Origin of the sequence: Lyngbya aestuarii BL J (assembly GCF_000478195.2) — a bacterium.
GTDB lineage: Bacteria > Cyanobacteriota > Cyanobacteriia > Cyanobacteriales > Microcoleaceae > Capilliphycus > Capilliphycus aestuarii.
Map to the genome: position 1 here is coordinate 40038 of NZ_AUZM01000039.1, position 20365 is coordinate 60402.

Sequence of the window (20365 nt, forward strand, 5' to 3'; positions counted from 1 at the left end):
GACTGATTAGAGCAAGTGATTATTTTGACTAGAATAGCAAATTTTCGTTAAAAGTGTATCGCCTGCTGCACTTTTTATAATGATTTTGCGCTGACGATCAAACAATACTGAACCCACCATAACCTGTTGCTGTACGCGATCGCGGATATATGCTTCTGATCTTTGGTCAATTGTAGATGCGATCGATTCATAAATTTGCTTGACCCAACTCAAGTTTTGTGATCCGGAATTTTGATCGAGGCTTCGCAGGTGGTTTAATGCAGCTTCGGTGGTTTCGCACTGAAAAATTGTCTGTAAATTCTCGGTGGATAGACCTAAGTTAGCGCAATGAGCGGTTAATATTTCTAGACGTCCATCAGCGAGATGATGATGAGTATGAAAAATTCCCCCGGCTAACTTGATTAATTTTCCATGATAACCAAAGAGTACAATAGATTCTATTCCTGCGAGTCCGGCTGCGGCTAACATTGGCCCTAACCAATTGGCGGTTTTGACGGTTTGTTCGGGGGAGATTCCTAATTTTTGGGCGAGATCTAAGCCATTTTCTCCCACACAAAAAACTAAGGATTTATATTGAGTGGCTTTTTGGTTGAGTTCCTCGCAATAGGCTTCGAGTTGTCCGGGTGCGCTGAGGGGTTGGGAGATGCCTGTTGTACCGAGTAGGGATAATCCTTCTACGACTCCAAAGGCTTCGTTTGAGGTTCTTTTTGCCAGTTGACGACCTTCTGGTAAGATAATTGTAATCTGTATTCTGTCTGTTGGTTTGAGTAATCGTTCTAAGTTTTCTTTAAATAATTGTTTCGCATAACGATAAATTGCTGAATTTCCACTATTTTTATCGTAACCAATTCCCTCGCCGCCAATTAAGGTAATTTGTTCGTTTTGTTCTGGGATAATATTTGTTTGATTCTCACAAGTTTTAACCGTATTTTCAATTAATTCTACCATCGCCCAAATGGGAGTATTGCGGGTTAAATCTAAATTCTCTCCCGGATCGGAACGGGTAACGGCTAAGGCGGTGTTAGGTTGAATTTTAGCAATTTGTTCAATGGGAATTTCGACAGTTTGAGCGGGTTCAATTAAATCAAGTTCAACAGTATTTATAGGTTGATTATTTTCAGATAAATACTTGAATGCTGCTATAGCTGCTGCACAAGCAAACACGGGTAAAGTATATCCTGATCGCGGTTGAGAATGGTTCATTAATTGAATTTGAGCATGAAGGAATATTGTTTATTTTAACAGTTAAAATCCTATACTAATTTTCCTTTATATTTGTGTTGTTTACTTATTTAATTTCAAATTAGCCTGAAAATCTTGAAAATACAATACGGAAATTTACGGATAATCTCAAATTTAGTAGCGTAAAAAAATAAAATTTTAATCCGTTAAATTACTTAAAATCAACGATATAAATGATCTTTAGATAAAATAAATTTGGACTTGATTTTTGTAATTAAGTCCATTATAAAATTGTTTAACCTATAACATTTTTTTTGAGTTCATTAAAATTGCTAATTAGTTTATGGCGTTTTTCAGCGGTGATTATATACCTAAAAGAAAACCAAATTGTATATAATATCCCTACGGATTGAAAAAACGTCGCTATAAGAGGTAAACCATCTAGAGCTTTTATTATAGTTGTTATAATAACAAAAATTAGCAAGGCTAACAAAGCATAGACAAAAACAAAAATAACTCGCTTGTATGCACTCCAAAAGTATTTTATGTAATCTGGTACGTTATCAATAAAATTTGACGCTTGATAGCCAAACAATAAAAACTTTTCTTTATAACTCTCATTTTCTTGAAACAAATTTTCGTTTAACCCGTGATCAAAAGGCTTTTCTACCTCTACATTTATTTCTTCAAATTTAGACTCTTTATTAACATTTTTAGGCTTTTTAATTTCAAGCTCTGGATTATTATTCAATCTAGTAATTTCTGGTTCCATGTTAAACTCCTAAATAAACTCTTGAACAAACAACCAAAAATGCTATTAGCCAATTCTACATTTATTCAATTTTGATAAAAAGTCCGAAAAATATAATTTTCTAGAACGTATTCCTCGAATAATTTTAACGAATAATAATAAAGGTAAATGTCCGCTAGGAGCGTCGGAACTATAATAAATGGAAGATTCATAAAACCATCTATTATTTACCAACCACCCTACATTTTTACCAAAATTACAGTAATCGTTATAATTATCAACTCCTATTTTCCCGCCTGACGACTCAAAAATTTGTTTTTGTACACTAAATCCAAATTTACCAGAACTATATTTAAGCCAAAGTTCATCTATAGCTTGTAAAGTTGTACAGGGCAGAATTTCTATATCCTTTTTATCTAAAAGCAGATCATCAGCTAACTTGTTACAAGCTTGATTGATTAAAATCAATGTTTGTCTATCAGCAGATTGCCATTGTTTATCTTTGAGTAAGTTCTCTAACGTTTTATACTTGAAGTCTTGAGTTGGTTCTTCTATTTTTCTGGAAAACTTTTTAGTTTGTAATATATTCTCATCTTTGGATTCAGAATTTTGGGTTTTTTGTACAGAATCAGAAACTTGTTTTAAAAATTCGTTAACTTGATTAGCCTGTGAATTAAAAAATTGAGTTTGATTCCTTTCTAAATTTTCTTGGATGGATGATAATTTTTCAACAATTACCTGTGATTGACGTTTTTCTATATCTTCTAATTCTGCTGTGAGATTGGCTTGAATAGATGAAATTAGTTGTTCTTGGATATTTTGTAGTTTTGGCTGAACTTGCCGCGAAATTTCTTGAACAATGTTTTCTGTTAAGCCACTATTATTTTTTTCTATATATGATGGAATATTAGCGATTTGAGAGTTCAGTTCAGTCCTTTCTTTCTGTGCTTCTTTGAGTTGTGATTCAAGATTTAAGAGCTTAAGTTGAATCTCGGAGGGATCAAAAGGCTGAAATTGTTTGAGTATAGATAAAATTTCAGCCTCTCGTTGTTCAATTGCTGAAATTTTTTCACTGACTTGGTTCAACAGAGTATAGATCTGTTGCAATTGAAGGAATACATCAGACTGATTAGAGGTCAAGCTTCAAATTACCAACGCTTCTGTACTAAAAATACATCGGCGATAGAGAAGTGTCAATGATTAAGAACCCACTCAAATATTTGTTGGGTTTCGTAGCCTCAACCCAACCTACCAATCTACTAATCTAGAATATCTGTTGGGTTTCGTAGCCTCAACCCAATTTACAGATACGAATGTAATCGTGATGATCGCCTCTAAATTCGACATAATAAGAGAATAGATGAAGCCAGGGTAATAAATTCTCTATGAATACAGTCGATTATCTCCGAATTAGCTTAATAGACCGTTGTAACTTCCGATGTCAATACTGTATGCCGGAAGGGGCGGAGATGGACTATATTTTGCAGCAGAACCTCCTCACCAATGATGAACTGTTGACGTTGCTGCGAGAGGTGTTTATTCCGGTGGGGTTTACTCGCTTTCGGCTAACCGGGGGTGAACCGTTGCTGCGTCCGGGAGTGGTAAACTTAGTTGAAGAAATTTCGGCTTTTCCCGAAACCCAAGATTTGGCGATGACCACGAACGCTTTTTTACTTGCAAATATGGCGCAACCGTTGTATGATGCAGGATTAAGGCGGATTAATATTAGTTTGGATTCTCTCGATCCTGATACGTTTAATCAGATTATTGGTAATCGAGGACGCGATCGCTGGCAACAGGTTTGGGACGGTATTCAAGCCGCTTATCGAGTTGGGTTCGATCCCCTGAAGTTGAATGTGGTGGTAATTCCAGGGGTGAACGATCAAGAAGTGTTAGACCTAGCTGCTTTAACGATAGATCGACATTGGCACGTGCGGTTTATTGAGTTTATGCCAATTGGGAATGGTCAATTATTTGATGATTGCGGCTGGATCGCTTCAGTTGACCTCAGACAACAAATTCGCGATCGTTGGGGGTTAACGGAGTCTCATGTACGCGGAAACGGCCCTGCTGATGTGTTTCAAATTCCCGGCGCCAAAGGAACACTGGGCTTTATTAGTCAGATGTCGGAATGTTTTTGCGATCGCTGTAACCGAATGCGGTTTTCGGCCGATGGTTGGTTGCGTCCCTGTCTCCTCAATGAAACGGGTCAGATAGACCTTAAAACCCCGCTTCGTCAAGGCGTTTCCTTTGAGGAGTTGCGAGAACGGGTAGAATACCGACTTCGGATCAAACCCGATATTAACTTCAAACAACGAGAAGCAGGGACAACCGACGGTTATAGTCGCACCATGTCACAAATTGGTGGTTAGTTGTTGAGAGGGGAGAGGAGAAGAAAGCAGCGTTATTGTTTTGATTCCCTTCTCAAATTCTTCCTTCCTCTACGAACAACCAACCCACAGACCATAATTAAGCTTGACGTGAGTAATACTCAACCACCAATAGTTCGTTAACTTGGAGTGCGACCCATTCGCGATCAATAACACTATTCACCTTAGCGAGCAGTTTTTCTTTGTCTAACTCCAGGTGAGAGGGAACATTCGCCAGACCCGGATACTGGAGGTTGGCTTTGACCATTTCGCGGGATTTTTCTTTGTTTCTGATCCCAACAATATCTCCAGGACGACACTGATAGCTGGCAACATCGACGACCCGATCATTAACGGTAACATGACCATGATTGACGAGTTGACGAGCGCCGGGAATTGTCGGAGCCATCCCTAACCGGAAGATGGTGTTATCCAGACGCATCTCTAACATTTGTAGCAAAACTTGACCCGTTGAACCTGTGGCTCGACGTGCTTTTTTCACATAACGCAGCAATTGCTTTTCAGAAAGACCGTAGTTGAACCGGAGTTTCTGCTTTTCTTCCAAACGAATCGCATATTCAGAGCGTTTGCGACGGGCTTGACCGTGTTGACCAGGGGGATAAGCGCGTCTAGCGACTTTTCGGGTTAATCCGGGTAAGTCTCCTAAACGACGAACAATCCTTAAACGGGGGCCTCTATATCGAGACATTTAACTTCCTCTCTCCATAATATTTATTACCAAACCTCTATTTTAGCATGAGCGACGAGAAGCCCCAGATCTGAAAACGCAGTGTCAGTGTGGGATAAATCGCCTCCGCGAGTTGATCAATTCCAGGCTTGTGTGATGGTAAAGTGCATTCACTCTAAATCAATCGTGGGCATTGCATTACTGCGGGATGATTTGGATTTTTTATTAAACTTAACTGTTTTTTATTCAGTAGCACTCGCCCCCAAATACTGCCCTGATTTTGAACCTAAATTATTTGAGCAATGCTCTTATCCTTGAGATAGTAAATTAGTAGTTTTATTGATAAAAATCACATCTCTTTTGACTTAGAGTAGCAGAATATTTTGCGATGAAGTTGGGCTAGATAATGACGTAAACAGCTATTTTATCCTCCGACTCTTGTCCTCGATATTTTACTAATAATCTGGTCTCCATCTGAAATAAATTTCGGATAAACTTTAGATCCATCTGTAATCCAAAAATAGCAATTCCAATGCTTTATTTTTTGCCACAATCTTTTAAATGTTTCTGCACTTCGATCTCCGATTACATATTATAAAATCCCGGAGTAGTCTTTGTCTAAATCAGTCCAGATCCAGACTTTATTTTTTTTTGCCTATAAATTTTGGAGTTCATCTAGTTGAACCACTTCTGGTTTTTCGTAATCCTCCTTGCTATCTGCTAGCTGATTACCTATCTGCTTCACCCAGCGAATTACTGTGTTATGATTGACTTTAGTAATTCTTTCAATAGCCCGAAATCCATTACCATTTAGGTACATAGTTAAACAGTCTTCTTTGACTTTTCGGGAATAACCTACTTCTGAATAAGACTCAATAAATTGGCGACCGCAGCTTTTACATTGATAGTTCTGTTTGCCCCTTCTGTGACCATTTTTTATAATGCTACGAGATTGACATTTTGGACAGTTTATACTCATTTTTTGAGCAGGTGATCGCCAAAGCTTAACTTTTTCCTCAATTGTAAATCATCCCGCGATTATGCAACGCCCGTTCTGGAGAGCAGTGGCTCTCGCTTCGGGAGTCGCTGACTTTAATTATTCGCGTGGGAAGGATTAAGAATTATCGCCTCTGGAACAGGGGCGACTGCCAGTGGAGCAAGTGTAAGACCAACCAGGGGGCGGAAATCCTCTGTGCGGCAACTTCCGATCAATGATCGATCTGTTGATGCGGTCTTGTCAGATTGATCAAGAAGCTGGAAGCCTACGCCAGAAAGCAAAGCGTCTGCGTAGATAGTTCACTGAACGGTGAACAGTAGAGGGTCACGGGTCATACTGTTCACTGAGAGGTGCTGAGGACTCAAGAGAAGCCGTTCCAAGCTAGGACAACTAATTCACTTAACCACAAGCGTTGTTCTAAACTGAGAAGACAGTCATCGGCGAGAACTTCGGCTTTAAGATCTTCGAGAGATAGATGCTGAGAACGAGCAATTTGAATGACACCTGCGATCGCAGAGGCAACCAGTTCTTCACTGACAGGCTGTTGACTCAGAGTGATCATTTCTGTCAAACTTTTTGGAATGGGATAATTCATAGTGTGAGGGCAATTTCAATCAGGTCATTACTTGCCTTGTACTCAAAGTCACAGGTTCCCCAGATTTAAAATCCGGCTCGGTACAAATCAAAGGTTGCCTCCGATTTTGCACAGCCTTTGCGCGTGCTGCGGGCTTGCCTGTGACCGCCTGCTGCGGTCAATAAAATGAGATAAGTTTAATCTACGAGTTTACATCAACATGATAGATTGAGATTCAGAGGTTGACTGTTCTCTTTAAGCCGACAGAACGGTTCAGTACAGAGCAATCACCTCAACTCAATTGACCGGACTTATTTCAGTCTTTGGGATCAAGTAACAATGCTTGAATCTAATTTAGATCAAAATTCGATCAATTCACAACTGCAACATCGTGAAAAAATTAGAAGATGAAGTCTCGATGATCAATTGAGGTCGTCCAACGACTCTAAAACCACAGGTAGAGATTTTGGATCTCTGGCTGATGTTTCCGAAAAACGAAGATTGTAATCATTCAGTGAAAAAGGTTTGATGTATGCAGCCATTTATCTTAGCAGGTCGAGCAATTTTATTTAGATTATTACGTCTTTTAATGACCATTACCATTGAGTCTTTTGTTTATCAAAAATCTTTTAAAATATCTCCTAAACAAGGAGTAAAATATGCAATAATTATTGATTTATTTGCCGAAGTTTTTGGTGCAATTGTCTTTACTTCTTTACAAACTTTTTTCCCGTTTAACACCGCTCGACACCTCATTATTTATTTAACCTTAGATGACTTTCAAAAATTTGCTCCTGATGTTATAGTTCTGACTTTATTTTATTTCTTGCTATTTTTGCTTGTGAAGTGGATTGGCTTGCTTTTCTTAGATATGTTTGTTTTTGACAACGACAACAGCGTTTCAGACCAAGCGACATCAACTTCAAATCTAGAAAGAAGCACACAATGGGGAAATCAATTTAAAATCGTTACTAAAGCTCATACTATTAGTTATACTGTAACGTTACTCTTTGTCCTCTTGAAAATTCGTGTCTTTTACTTCTAAAAATCATGGACTTTAAAAAAAATATGGATCGGGCAAAAATGATGATTAGTCCGGCAGTTCCGCCCCGATTCGTTCATTGGAAAACCCTGCTTTTATTCAGCATCGTTATTTGGATTTTATCTTTCTTCGCCCTCGATGGAGGTGAAGATTTCATTGCTGGTGTTGGCTGGATTTTAATCACCATTAGTATAGGTTGGGCAACGAGTCTACCGCCTTTTATTATCGGCAAATTACCCTTAAGTCCCTGGGTAATTGCCACCTTTATCTCCTTACTTATTTATCAACTCACAGAAGACACTGATCCAACTCTCGCCCTCAAAGCATGGCCTTTAATTGCTGCGGTTTTCATTGCCGTGATGGAAGGGTTTAAAAGTCGCTCTCCGGAAAACTCACCACCGCTTTTGAGTCGGACAAGCTTAGTGACAATTATCTTAATTCATGTGTTGTTAAGTTGCTGGATCGAACTTTATATTTTACTGGTTCAGCAGATGGAAAACAATCCCGAACTCAATCCGAGCATCACTCGCCCCCGTTCAGCATTTCTTCAACCCGCCTCTAGCTTGCTCCACGCTAAAAATCATAACTTTCTCAAATTAGATGAACAATTTTAACAAATCTTTTAAACTATAAACCAGGACAATCCACGTAATATCTAAAGCAGGCAATGGTTATCCAAAAGTTAGAACAACTCCAATCTTTGTTTCAGGAGATGAAACAGGCATTAATCGCCTACTCGGGAGGAATAGACAGCACCTTAGTCGCCAAAATCGCCTATGATGTACTCGGAGATCGCGCCCTCGCCGTAACCGCAGTTTCCCCGTCATTACTCCCCGAAGACTTAGAAGACGCCCGAACTCAAGCTGTAGAAATTGGAATTCGTCATCAAGAAATCTCTACCCATGAGATGGAAAATCCCAACTATACGTCTAATCCTGTCAATCGATGCTACTTTTGTAAAAGTGAACTCCATGATACATTGAAGCCTCTGGCGGTACAATGGAAATATCCTTACATCGTTGATGGTGTCAATGCTGATGATTTAAGAGATTATCGTCCGGGAATACAAGCAGCGATTGAACGCGGAGTGCGATCGCCTTTAGCTGAAGTCGGAGTCAGTAAAGCCGAAGTGCGAGAACTCTCAAAATTACTCGGTTTATCAAGATGGAATAAACCCGCTCAACCCTGTCTCAGTTCTCGCTTTCCCTACGGAGAAGAAATCACTGTGATCAAACTCCAACGAGTCGGACGAGCAGAAGTCTATTTACGCCGACTGGGATGGCAAAATTTACGAGTGCGTTCAGAAAAAGATACCGCTCGTATCGAACTCCCCCCCGATCAAATCAAGGAATTTGTATTAACCATAGATTTGTCGCAACTCGTCAAAATCTTTCAGGAATTTGGCTTTGTTTATGTCACCTTAGACCTGGAAGGATATCGTAGTGGTAAACTTAACCAAGTCTTAACCCCTGAAGCCTTGGGACAATCCTAAAACTGCCCTCTCACCCAACGAGGACGTTCCCCGACATGAACTCATAAAATGACCCCACCATCAAGATATGGCAGGGAGCAGGCGACAGTTAAACGCTAATCTCATTGTCAGGGGAATCGCAGAGCAGACTCCAGTTTAATGTGACAATTTGATGACCGTCCATATTCCCTGCGGAGAAAGTCTGCCTTCGTTGCTAGCCCCTGACCCTCATCAGCCTTTGGATTCCAACACTTCTCAAAGAAAAGCTTAAAATTGATTATAAAGACCTTATTGCCTGAACTGACTCAGGTTAAGAAGGATAACTCAGTCCTTTGATTGTTTCAATATTATCCTAGTGTCCTACTCTACCCCAAATTCTCAACCGCTCGAACTCGACAAACTTTTTCCCTTTCAACTCGATCCATTTCAGCAAGATGCGATCGACGCTTTGAATGCAGGTAAATCTGTGGTGGTTTGCGCCCCAACAGGTTCGGGAAAAACACTGATCGGGGAATATGCCATCTACCACGCTTTGAGTCGGGGACGACGAGTGTTTTACACAACTCCCCTCAAAGCCCTATCCAATCAAAAATTACGAGACTTTCAAGAACGGTTTGGGGTCGAGAACGTGGGCTTGCTTACGGGTGATCTCTCCATGAACCGAGAAGCTGCTGTCGTGGTGATGACAACCGAGATCTTTCGGAATATGCTTTATGGGACACCGATTGGTGAAGTGGGGACTTCCCTCGAAGGCGTGGAAGCGGTTGTCCTCGATGAATGTCACTACATGAACGATCGCACTCGCGGTACCGTTTGGGAAGAATCAATTATTTACTGTCCTCCCGAAATTCAACTCCTAGCCCTCTCCGCCACCATCGCCAACAGCGATCAACTCACCGACTGGTTGTGTAAAGTTCACGGGCCAACAGAACTGATCCATTCTAACTTCCGACCCGTTCCCCTACAATTTCACTTTTGCAACACTCAAGGACTGTATCCTCTATTAAATGACTCGGGTACTGAGATCAACCGCCACTTAGAACCCAAAAAACGACGCAATAATCGATTTGATAACCGTCGTTCTCGTTTCCACAATAAACACAAACAACAAGGTCAAAGCTTGGCTAGCGCCCTCAAGCAACTACAAAAGCAAGGAACTCTCCCAACCATTTACTTCATCTCCAGTCGTAAAGGTTGCGATCGCGCCGTCACCGATCCCAAAATAGAACGTATTTCTTTTGTTAACTCCAGTGAAGCTGATCGTTTAAATACTGCCATTAACGCCTTTTTAAATGCTAACCCCAAACTTAAACAATTTAAGTCTCTAGACTCTCTCTCGCGGGGTATAGCCACTTATCATCTAGAACTCCCTCCGGCTTGGAGAATATTCGTTGCTGAATTATTTCGACAGGGTTTAGTCAAAGTTCTGTTTGTTCCTGAAACCTTGTACGTTCTCTATGAACTTCAAGAAGAAGAAATGCTTCCGGCGATTTATTTTATCTTCAGTCGTCGAGGTTGCGATCTAGCAGTGGAAGAATGTTTTTATGCCGTCCATGAACTGGGCTTTATTTCCCTGGTGAATGAAGCAGAAGCCACACTTTTAAGAGAAAAAATCGATATCTTTTGCGCCCACAATACCGATGTTTCTCCCTCTCGTAGTATCGAACCCTTGTATTTGGGTATCGCCGCCCACCACGCCGGAATATTACCCACCTGGAAAGTCTTAGTTGAAGAACTTTTTACTCTGGGTTTAATTAAAGTTGTTTATGCCACCGAAACCCTGGCGGCTGGAATTAATATGCCCGCCCGAACAACAGTGATTTCTAGCCTCTCCAAACGTACCGATGAGGGTATCCGTCTACTCAAACCGTCAGAATTTTTGCAAATGTCAGGTCGGGCTGGACGCCGAGGCATGGACTTGTTGGGTCATGTGGTCACAGTTCAAACTCCCTTTGAAGGGGCAACAGAAGCCGCTTATCTAGCCACAACTGAACCTGATCCCTTAGTGAGTCAGTTTACACCGAGTTATGGCATGGTGTTGAACTTGTTGCAAACCCACAGCCTAGAACAAGCAAAAGCATTAATTGAACGCAGTTTTGGTCAATATTTGTCTACCGCATCACTCCAACCTCAATCCGAGGAGATGCAGCAACTCCAAGCCGAACTTGCTGATATTGAAGCGAATTTGGGCTTAGAGGGAGATCAAACCATAGAAGATCTCGAAACCGTGATCGCGAACTACGAGAAGCTACAAGCCCGTCTACGGGAAGAAAGACGCTTGTTAAAGGTTTTGCAAGATCAAGCCGAAGAAACTCGAACGGCGGGAATGTCTCAGGCGTTGGTTTCTGCGGGGTTAGGAACCCTTGTTAGTCTCAGAGGTAAACACGTTTCTCCGAATGCGAGGAACCCAGAAGACCAACCATTAGGGGCGGTATTGGTCGCCCAAACGCCGAGTCCGGGTCAAGCGCCTTATTTTCTCTGTTTAGGTCAAGATAACCGTTGGTATGTGGTAGGGGCGTCTGATGTGGTGGGGCTGCATGGGGACTTACCTCGGTTAACCGCAGTAGACTATATGGATATTCCCGATATTCCCTATAAGTTGGGTCAGAAGCGGAAAGGAGATCATCTCAGTGAAGCAGTCGCCCAACAAATTTCTGAGGTGCCGATGCCAGAAGTTCCCCCAGAAGTGCAACATCAAATGCAGCAAGTTAGGGAGATTGAAGAACAGTTAGAAACGCATCCATTGTATGAATGGGGTAAACCGCAGAAGTTGTTAAAACGTCGAGAAAGGTGGACGGATCTCAATTATGAAGTTCGGTTATTACAAGCAGAAATTGAGGCAAATCAAGGTCATTATTGGCAGAAATTTTTAGATTTGATTTTGATTTTACAGCAGTTTGAAGCCTTAGATGAATTACAACCGACTGTTTTAGGTCAGGCGACGGCAGCTTTGCGGGGCGATAATGAATTATGGTTGGGAATTGCCTTGATGTCTGGGGAATTTTATGAGTTAGAACCCTCCCAATTAGCGGCAGCTTGTGCGGCGTTAGTCACAGAAATTTCGCGATCAGATACCTGGACAGATTATCAGCTCTCAGAACCTGTACAGTCTGCTTTAGAACGACTCTGGGGTTTACGGAAAATGTTGATCAAAGTTCAAAGTCATTATCAAGTGGAGTTTTTGGTGTTACCTGAACGCTGGGAACATCAAAATATGAGTGCAATTATCGAACAATGGGGTCAAGGAGTTGATTGGTTACAGTTAGTTGAACATACGAGTTTGGATGAGGGGGATTTAGTGAGAATGATTAGAAGAACGTTGGATTTTCTCTCCCAAATTCCTCATGTTCCTCATTTGAATTCTAGCTTTAAACAAAAAGCAATAGATGCGAAAAAGTTACTGGATCGTTATCCGATTAATGAAGATGTGGAATAACAGATGGAGAATTTTGTAGGGGATTTCTGCTTTTTTAGTCAACCGTTAACTGGACTTTTAAGGGCAATTATCCCGCTTACCGATGCGCTTACCTCGACCTTAAACCGAAATATTGGCTGATTGTACGCAGGAAATTCCAAGTCGAAATCCAACATTGATTTAGCCAGTTTATTAAGGAATAAATAATCTGATTTTTTTTCTTCTTGTTTTTGGTTTTCTGTTTTTTCTGAGTTTTTGTCTGGGATGTTTCTTGATAATTACTGGTTGTTTTTGCTTGTTCTTGCTTGATTTCTCTAATACATTTTAAAATGACTTGACAATTTTGAGGGCGATTTCCGGGAAAAGTAGCCATTAAGTAATCAAGTAGATCAGCAAAATGTTGAGAAATATGGGGAGCATATTTCCGCCAGAGTAACTTACCTGTTCTGGGGTTTTCGGGAAAAGCTTTTGCGTGTTTTCCTGTTAATAGAAATACCCATATCCGACCCAAGCAGAAAAAGTCAAATTCATTTGTTATTTCCTGGGACGGGACACCTATTGTGTACTGGGACGGGCTACAAAAATTACAGCAATTAATACCCGTAAAATTTCCCTTATTATCAAAGAATTTATCAGGTAACATTTGATAATCAGTTAATGCTAAATTTCCATCGGGTTTCACTGTAATAGCTTTGGAATTAATGTCGCGAAAATAATAATGTTTACGATGAAATTTATCCAAAATTTTTACCATTTGTCTTAACCATTTTATCGCCAGTTTTTCACTAATGGGTTTTTTGTTCCGTCGGATCATCCAATCTTTTAAAGTTAAACCTTCAATATATTCCATCACTAAATAGTGAGTATCATCGTTTTTCGTATAGTATCCATCTTGATCCATTTTAGGAATTCCGGGATGATTAATTTCCCTAAAAACTTTCACTTTGTGTTGCATAATCAAAACAATTTTTAGATTATCTAATAGAGGGTTTATCGTTATAACTTTATATTGACCGCTCTCTTGAGCGTAAACTTTAAAAGAGTCTTCTCCACAAAGTTTTTGTACTGCACGATATCGGTTTTGTAACAGTAGATCAAAACCACAGTTACAGCAAATCAATTGATTTTTATTCGCTGGATCTGCTGGATTAGGACATTGAAGATTGAAGCAATAACTCATAACGCGAAAAACCCATAGCGATATTACTATAGCAATTCTACTCTATCAAAACGAGGTCTATTCGTGCAGTCCTGAAGTGATACCCTGCAACAAGTTAATGATACGCATCGGGGGCTGAAAATAGTTAAACTGATTGAGTCTAGTGGAGAGCTTTTTTGTCACCCATCAGTTCCTATTGTCTAATTCTTGTTCTTGTTTTTTCCTGAATCTTGAAATCTAGGTTAAACTGTAGTCTTGAATACCAGTTTCCTCTCTTAAATCGGATTATTCTCTCAATTTCTCGAAAACTATCTGATTTAACATTTTGAGTAAAAAGAGCAAGCTAGAATACGGTGTCTTCCCCAGTGATTCAAATTCTTGTAGAGTAGAATAGTGAAGATTCATCTAAGATTTCTGTGATTGGGGTGTTTTTTATGATGTAGTTAGCCGAACCCGGTTAATTCTCATCAAATTTGAACTGTCATCCCTGAAAATTGGGCATGACAAACGTGCAACTGTGAGGCAGGGAACGTCGTTAACGCATTAAATTAACAGATATGATTCAGAAGCACTCGCTATCTTTTTTCACACAAGCTTTAGTCGGAACTCTGGCGGGTACATTAATCGGTTGCTGGGTGTTACGTTCATCAACCGCAATGGCAGGTGCAGTGTTGGGAGTAGTTCGCTCTGACAGTGCAACCAATTGGAGCCAGATTGAAGGACGGCTGAAATCAAGCCAAGTTAATTATACAACTGTTGATCTCGATAATATTCGGAGTATTACCGATTTAGCAGGTATTCAAGTTCTGTTTTTGCCGAATGTAGAAAACTTAAAAACAGATCAGATTAAGATTATACAACAATGGGTTAATCAAGGGGGAAAACTAATCGCCAGCGGGCCGATTGGTCAGAAATCCACTCCTTTAGCCCGTCAACTTTTGAGGACGTTACTGGGTTCCTATTGGGCTTTTCCATTAAGTAGTGCTGCTCAACCGGAAGCCAAAAGAAATCGTTGTCGAGAACAAATTTGTCGGGACTTAACCGAATGGTCGCCCTCTTTTGAAAGTCAAGGAAGTGTGAATGGGGGTGTGTTAATTCCGTCTAGCTTAGAAAGCTACACCGCAGGCGTTTGGCAAGGAAGCGGCGGATCTCCATCTGTAATTACCACTCGGAGTGCAACTTATATCGGTTGGCGCTGGGGAAGTAGTGAAGGAGCAGATATTGATGCGGCTTGGTTGCAAGCGGCAGTAAATCGCTATGATGGCAGTGTTAATCCGGGTTTAGCCGTCAATAATACTCCGACTCCGGTACAACCCTCATTGACAACTCCAAGCCGTTCTGTTGAATCGAATAATACAGTCAGAGAGCCTGGGGTTCAACCCACTGTGAGAAATCGCGATCGCCGCACAGAAGCAAATAATACGACAAGAGAGACTGCGGTTCAACCGACAACTCGGAATCGGGGACGGAATACAGAAGCTAATCGGAACTCAGACTCTAAGAATACCGCCTCTGATCGTTCTACAGAGCAAACTTCTCAAAATCGAGCCGCTAGTCAAGGGAGTTCAAACAGAGACAACACCCGTTCTAATCGACTAACCCCAAGAAACCAATCGGTTGAAGCAACACCTGCAACGTCGGGGAGCAATTCATCTTTGATGTCTACTCTATCATCCGGTTCAACCTCTCGATCTCCAGCCCCGACAACTCCCAATTCTAATATAGCTAGAACCCGCACCCCCAATAATCAAAGCGTACTCGATGATTTTGCTGATCCGTCCGATCAAGTCGCACCTGCGGGGTTAAGCGTCACTCAGGGAAATGAACCTATCGATGAATACATGGCAAACACCATGCGTCAAGAGTTGATGAACCTGTTAGGACGGTTTGAAAATGCCTTAGTTGCAGCCAATTCTAGCGGTACCCCGGTGAGTTTGACAGTGGCATCAACTCAACTCAACGAAGTCGCTCAAGTCAATCCAATTGATAATCGAGCCGCAACAGAAGTGATCGCCTATGTCCAACAAGTTCTCAAAGACTTTCCCCAATTAGTCAATCAACAAAATTGGGCAGCCGCCCGCCAACAGTGGTTAGAGGCTCGACAAAAACTTTGGGAAAATTATCCCATTGATGGGGAACGAGCAGGGGCAGAAATTCGCGCAGTTTGGCTTGATCGCGGTACGATTGTGCAAGCTCGGGGAGAAGCGGGACTCGCTAAAATCTTTGATCAACTCGCCCAAGCCGGAATTAATACGGTTTTCTTTGAAACCGTTAACGCAGGCTATCCCATTTATCCGACTAGAGTTGCACCGCAGCAAAACCCCCTCACTCAAGGTTGGGACCCCTTAGCCAGTGGGGTTAAACTTGCTCACGAACGGGGGATGGAACTACACGCTTGGTTGTGGACATTTGCCACCGCCAATCAGCGCCATAATACTTTAGTCAATCAGCCGACTAGCTATTTAGGGCCTGTTCTGACCGCTCATCCCGACTGGGCGAATCGTGATAGTCGAGGTCGAGTTTGGCATGAACGCGATGGTAAAGCTTATCTTGATCCAGCCAATCGCGAAGTTCGCAGTTATATTCTCCGGCTTGTCGGAGAGATTGTCTACAACTACGATGTTGATGGGATACAGCTTGACTATATTCGCTATCCGTTCCAAGATCCCAATCGCAATTTTAACTTTGGTTATGGTACCGCCGGACGAGAACAGTTTCGTCAGTTAACCGGAGTTGATCCGATCTCGGTGAGTCCGAGAGATAGTCAGTTGTGGCAACAGTGGGTGAACTTCCGAGTTGAACAGGTCAATACGATGGTTCGGGAAGTGTCTCAGTTGCTACGAAAGCAATATCCAGATGTGATTTTCTCAGTGGCAGTCTTTCCTCATCCTGAACAGGATCGTATTCGCAAAATTCAACAACATTGGGAAACTTGGGCGCAACAGAATTATGTCGATTTGGTTGTACCCATGACTTATTCTCTCGATACTAATCGTTTACAGCGAATTACTCAGCCGCTGACCCATTCTGATCGTCTCGGTGCTACTTTAATTGTGCCTTCGGTGAAGCTTCTGGATATTCCGGAAATTGTGGCAATTGATCAAATTCAGGCGTTACGAGACTTACCAACGGGTGGATATTCTATCTTTGCGGTTGAAAGCATTGGTAATCATTTACAAGCCTTTTTTAACCGCACTCAGGGATGTATTGATCAAAGTTGTCGTTCGATAGCGATTCCCTACCGTCAACCGTTTGTCGCCGCCGCTGATCGGTATACGGCTTTGAAACGGGAATGGAGTTTTCTATTAGCCAATGACCGTTTATGGATTCGAGATAATGAGTTGCAAGCGCTGAGTCAGCAAGCTGAGGAGTTAGCTGAAGCGTTGAACCAATTAGCGAGTAATCCGACGACCGCAAATCTGAAGACTGCTCAAAGTCTCTTGAGTGCGTTTGAAAGTCAGTTTCAACGGTCTATGCGCCTACAAGCCTTAGAACGAGGCTATCAAGTCGAAAGTTGGGAAAATCGGTTAGCAACTCTAAAAATGTTGCTTCGTTACGGTGAACGAGTGGTGTTAAAACAGTAAACAGTTATCGGGAGATCGGGAGATCAGGAGATTTTAACTCTCCTGACATCGGTCTATCAAGGTTATCGTATAGCTCAATTAAATAAAATAAATAGGATAGGTATTACCTATCCCATTCTTTGCCACGAATTTTTCTAGATTGCTATCTGATCTGATCTTCATTTCATACGCTGATCACCAAGATTTCTATTGATGGAAGACTCAATATTCCCGATTTATCTTTGATAACAATCAAGTCGATACATATATTTTTTCTTATCTATTCTGCTCATCCTACCAAACGTAAGTCTGGACAAGCTTCACCTCAACTCAACAATTGTCAATTGTTATTGTCGTTCTGGTTAGCCTTAAGCTGAGTTTGCCAGTTCGCAATCGCTTTTTGAGCAGCATCATAGGAAGATGTCTCCACAGGAACTAACTTAGCTGCTTGGATTGCACTTTCAAACTGTTTCTTTTGAGCGCGAGACTGAGCAATCTTTAAAATCTCGGCACTCCATTGAGCAATTAATTGTTGAGCTTGTGGGTAACTAATTTCGTCAGATTGAATTTTACGCAACTGCGTAACCCCATTATTATAAGACGAAGCTTGTCCCGGCTTTATCCCTGCTTGTGCAGCTTTAACTGGAGCAAAACTTTTTTCAATTTCTTGTTGTCTCTGTTCCCATTTTTGAATTCGTTGTTGCGCCTGTTCATAAATTGGGCGACTGCTTTGAGGTATCAGTTTAGCCGCCGCCAGTGCATCGGAGAAATTCTCTGCTTTTGCTCGTCCCTCAGCAATATCTAAAATCGTTTGACTCCAGCGTTCTATATTTTCTTGAGCTGTGGGATAAAGAGGATCTTGTTGAGGAATTTGACTAGCCATAGCAATTGCATTACTAAAGCTAGATGCCGAAGCACTTTGTAAAGAAGCTTTGGAACGCTCTAGTAAAACTTCACTATTAACTTGTGGTGTTTGAGTTGTTTCGTTATTAGTTGCGGTTGAACTTGAGTTAGGTTCAGAACCCGATGTAGATGTCGATGAATCTTCAACTAATTCTAGGGGAGCAGTTGAGACTCGCTCGGTTGTATTTTGACCCAGAAAAATAGATCGATTTGTATAGAACACACCGAATAGTAATAAAAGGGCGGTGGCTCCACTCCAGAGAACAAGCTGTTGTAAAAACGATCGGTCCGACATAGTTTCTTTTGTAGAATTTTGTTGAGCCGGGGAGTCGATTTGACTTTGAGTTTGATTCGAGGGCTGATGAGTTTTTTGATTGGAAGACTTTTGATTAGAAGACTTTTGAGGTGTTTGTTTGGAGTGATTTTTACCAAGCTTTAAAGGAATATTGACTTGGTTATCAGTTGTTTTCGGGCTGACTCCATTATTTTTGTGTTCTAGAGATGAGTTAACCCAATTGTTTCCGTTAGGACTTGCCATTGCTGCGGTAGCGGGAAGTTGTTCTGGTAAAAGGGTTTGATCAATTTTACCTACGGGATTGAGGATAAAAACCGGATTTTGCTTGGGTCGCAGATGTTGATCCGTTAACTGCGGTAAATAATCACTGAGGAAATGACATAAGTTTTGAATGGTTTTGCATTGTCCTGAGTTTAGTCCCTCTAAAATTGCTGCGGTAAAGAATCCATGACGCAGAGCGGAGGTTTCCCGAGAGACTTGATCCGGTTGACAGGATAGTAGAGTGGGTATTGCCATTTGATTAGCCAACTCCATTGTCGCGGCTCCAACCGTATTTCCAGCACGCGCTCCTTGGCTGCGGTTGATATCAAGCAAAACAAGGAGTTCTGATGTAGGAGCTTCTTGGAGGTTCTCAAAGAGGAACTTTAAAGGTATTCCTGTCGCTTCTATATCGGCGGGATTACCGTCAATAGGCAGAAGATAATCTTGGCCTTCATGAGTCAGACCATAGCCACTAAAGAAAAACCACAGCCGATCACCTGAACGCAGTTGTTCTTTACACATGGCTTCGATCCAATCCTTGAGGTTCTCCCGATTGGGATATGTTGGAATTCCCCACACCTCCGATGAAGTGTCGCTCATCAATAAGCTTTTGTCAGGTGAAAATCCTCCTCTTTCTACAAGGAAGCTTTGTAGAGCTTCAGCATCTCTCTGTGCATAGCTGAGGGGTTGTAGATACTGATACTGGTTAATACCGATTGTGATGCAAGCGTGATGTTTCATAGAAAATCTCGCTGGATACCCATCCCTGTTGAGGGCGGGAGGAAAGCGAGGCGAGATGGGTATTTCGCTTTCCAAAGGACAATTAGAAACAGGTACTGATGAGAAAAAACAGAGTTTATATAGAGAGTCCGAACTAGAGAAGGATTCAGAAGCTTACACCCGGGTTTGGTGTTCAGGGGGCGAGTCAGGACTGCCATTGTTAAAAGTGAGTTTCAACAAGCTCTACTACGTTATCGGTAGGGTTCCTGACCGCTGACACCTAATAGATATAGGTTTGATTCTCTGAAAAAACGATAACACACTCAATGGGCGGACTCTCTCACTTATATATATAGAACGAGGGTATTGGCTCTGAGTACCCGTTCTCAAGAATTAGGATTGTTGGCTTTGGGGAGGAGTCACAAGAAGAATGTACTCACAACAAGAGAGTGAACGGTTTCACAATAGAGCCTTGGGACTGAGCAGTTAGACAATCACAAGCGTAAAAAGAGATAGCTCTCCAACAAGGAATAAGAGACTGCAATCGCTAAAACTCCTTCTGGCTCTAAGATTTATCTTTCGGTTAGCCCACTTCAAAAAAAAGTTTAGAAAAAAGGTTGACAATCCCAGAACAGTCAGCTACATTAGTAAATGCGCTCGAGAAACAGACAACTGCTTCCAACGCGCCCGAACCTAGATAACAAAAGAGTTTGAAAGCCTAAGCACAGTTCCTTGAACATATTCTTTTGAGGACTTTTAGGAAACTAAGAGTCATCTAATTTACACAAAAAAGAAACTAGCCAGAGAGAAAAAGCGACTCATTATTAATATAGAAATATAGCAATAATGAACAAGCTAACTCAACTCAAGTGGTGAAATCAACACGGAGAGTTTGATCCTGGCTCAGGATGAACGCTGGCGGTCTGCTTAACACATGCAAGTCGAACGGACTCTTCGGAGTTAGTGGCGGACGGG

At 41.5% G+C, this 20365-nt stretch carries 13 protein-coding genes, 1 rRNA gene and 1 pseudogene; 7 read left to right on the forward strand and 8 right to left on the reverse strand.

The features are described from left to right. Positions 1 to 6 precede the first annotated feature (6 nt). The 3 genes from cbiD to M595_RS16660 all read right to left on the reverse strand — a co-directional run bounded on the left by cbiD (position 7) and on the right by M595_RS16660 (position 3019). Positions 7 to 1203, reverse strand: coding sequence for a cobalt-precorrin-5B (C(1))-methyltransferase CbiD (gene cbiD, locus M595_RS16650; RefSeq protein WP_023067476.1), 1197 nt, complete (start codon positions 1201 to 1203; stop codon positions 7 to 9). Between the two features lie 274 nt (positions 1204 to 1477). Next, complete coding sequence (locus M595_RS16655) at positions 1478 to 1954, reverse strand: CAAD domain-containing protein (protein ID WP_023067524.1); 477 nt, start codon at positions 1952 to 1954, stop codon at positions 1478 to 1480. A gap of 45 nt (positions 1955 to 1999) precedes the next feature. Next, positions 2000 to 3019, reverse strand: a complete 1020-nt coding sequence (locus M595_RS16660) for a GUN4 domain-containing protein (protein WP_023067482.1) — start codon at positions 3017 to 3019, stop codon at positions 2000 to 2002. Positions 3020 to 3318: 299 nt separating this feature from the next. Between M595_RS16660 and moaA the strand changes: the two genes are divergently transcribed. Beyond that, on the forward strand, positions 3319 to 4305 hold the full coding sequence (gene moaA / locus M595_RS16665; protein ID WP_040484231.1) for a GTP 3',8-cyclase MoaA: 987 nt from the start codon (positions 3319 to 3321) through the stop codon (positions 4303 to 4305). A 97-nt stretch (positions 4306 to 4402) separates the two neighbouring features. On the opposite strand, the gene rpsD is transcribed toward moaA, so the two are convergent. The 3 genes and pseudogenes from rpsD to M595_RS16680 all read right to left on the reverse strand — a co-directional run bounded on the left by rpsD (position 4403) and on the right by M595_RS16680 (position 6582). Next, on the reverse strand, positions 4403 to 5011 hold the full coding sequence (gene rpsD, locus M595_RS16670) for a 30S ribosomal protein S4 (protein WP_023067478.1): 609 nt from the start codon (positions 5009 to 5011) through the stop codon (positions 4403 to 4405). A gap of 328 nt (positions 5012 to 5339) precedes the next feature. After that, a pseudogene (locus M595_RS30190) lies at positions 5340 to 5963 on the reverse strand (IS1 family transposase). Between the two features lie 385 nt (positions 5964 to 6348). Next, positions 6349 to 6582: a hypothetical protein gene (locus M595_RS16680; RefSeq protein WP_023067509.1), complete on the reverse strand. Its 234-nt coding sequence runs from the start codon at positions 6580 to 6582 to the stop codon at positions 6349 to 6351. Between the two features lie 511 nt (positions 6583 to 7093). Between M595_RS16680 and fraC the strand changes: the two genes are divergently transcribed. The 4 genes from fraC to M595_RS16700 all read left to right on the forward strand — a co-directional run bounded on the left by fraC (position 7094) and on the right by M595_RS16700 (position 12510). Next, entirely contained in the window at positions 7094 to 7606 is a 513-nt protein-coding gene (gene fraC / locus M595_RS16685; RefSeq protein ID WP_023067474.1) for a filament integrity protein FraC, read from the forward strand. A 5-nt stretch (positions 7607 to 7611) separates the two neighbouring features. Beyond that, a complete protein-coding gene (locus M595_RS16690) occupies positions 7612 to 8217 on the forward strand; it encodes a DUF5357 family protein (protein ID WP_040484233.1) in 606 nt (201 codons plus the stop codon). 53 nt (positions 8218 to 8270) lie between these two features. After that, a complete protein-coding gene (gene larE / locus M595_RS16695; RefSeq protein WP_023067495.1) occupies positions 8271 to 9095 on the forward strand; it encodes an ATP-dependent sacrificial sulfur transferase LarE in 825 nt (274 codons plus the stop codon). 334 nt (positions 9096 to 9429) lie between these two features. After that, positions 9430 to 12510 (forward strand): DEAD/DEAH box helicase, encoded by a 3081-nt coding sequence (locus M595_RS16700; RefSeq protein WP_023067492.1) that lies wholly within the window; start codon positions 9430 to 9432, stop codon positions 12508 to 12510. 88 nt (positions 12511 to 12598) lie between these two features. Here the strand turns inward: M595_RS16700 and M595_RS16705 are convergent, their stop codons facing one another. Continuing rightward, positions 12599 to 13669 carry a protein kinase domain-containing protein gene (locus tag M595_RS16705; protein WP_023067518.1) on the reverse strand — a complete coding sequence of 357 codons (1071 nt, stop codon included), beginning with the start codon at positions 13667 to 13669 and terminating at the stop codon, positions 12599 to 12601. Between the two features lie 536 nt (positions 13670 to 14205). Here M595_RS16705 and M595_RS16710 point away from each other — a divergent pair. Beyond that, the gene (locus M595_RS16710) at positions 14206 to 17232 is read left to right on the forward strand and encodes a glycoside hydrolase family 10-like protein (RefSeq protein WP_023067497.1); all 3027 of its coding nucleotides are present in this window, start codon (positions 14206 to 14208) and stop codon (positions 17230 to 17232) included. A 319-nt stretch (positions 17233 to 17551) separates the two neighbouring features. Here the strand turns inward: M595_RS16710 and M595_RS16715 are convergent, their stop codons facing one another. Beyond that, the gene (locus tag M595_RS16715) at positions 17552 to 19411 is read right to left on the reverse strand and encodes a caspase family protein (RefSeq protein ID WP_023067507.1); all 1860 of its coding nucleotides are present in this window, start codon (positions 19409 to 19411) and stop codon (positions 17552 to 17554) included. 859 nt (positions 19412 to 20270) lie between these two features. Between M595_RS16715 and M595_RS16725 the strand changes: the two genes are divergently transcribed. Continuing rightward, positions 20271 to 20365 (forward strand): 16S ribosomal RNA (locus M595_RS16725); the annotation flags it as partial.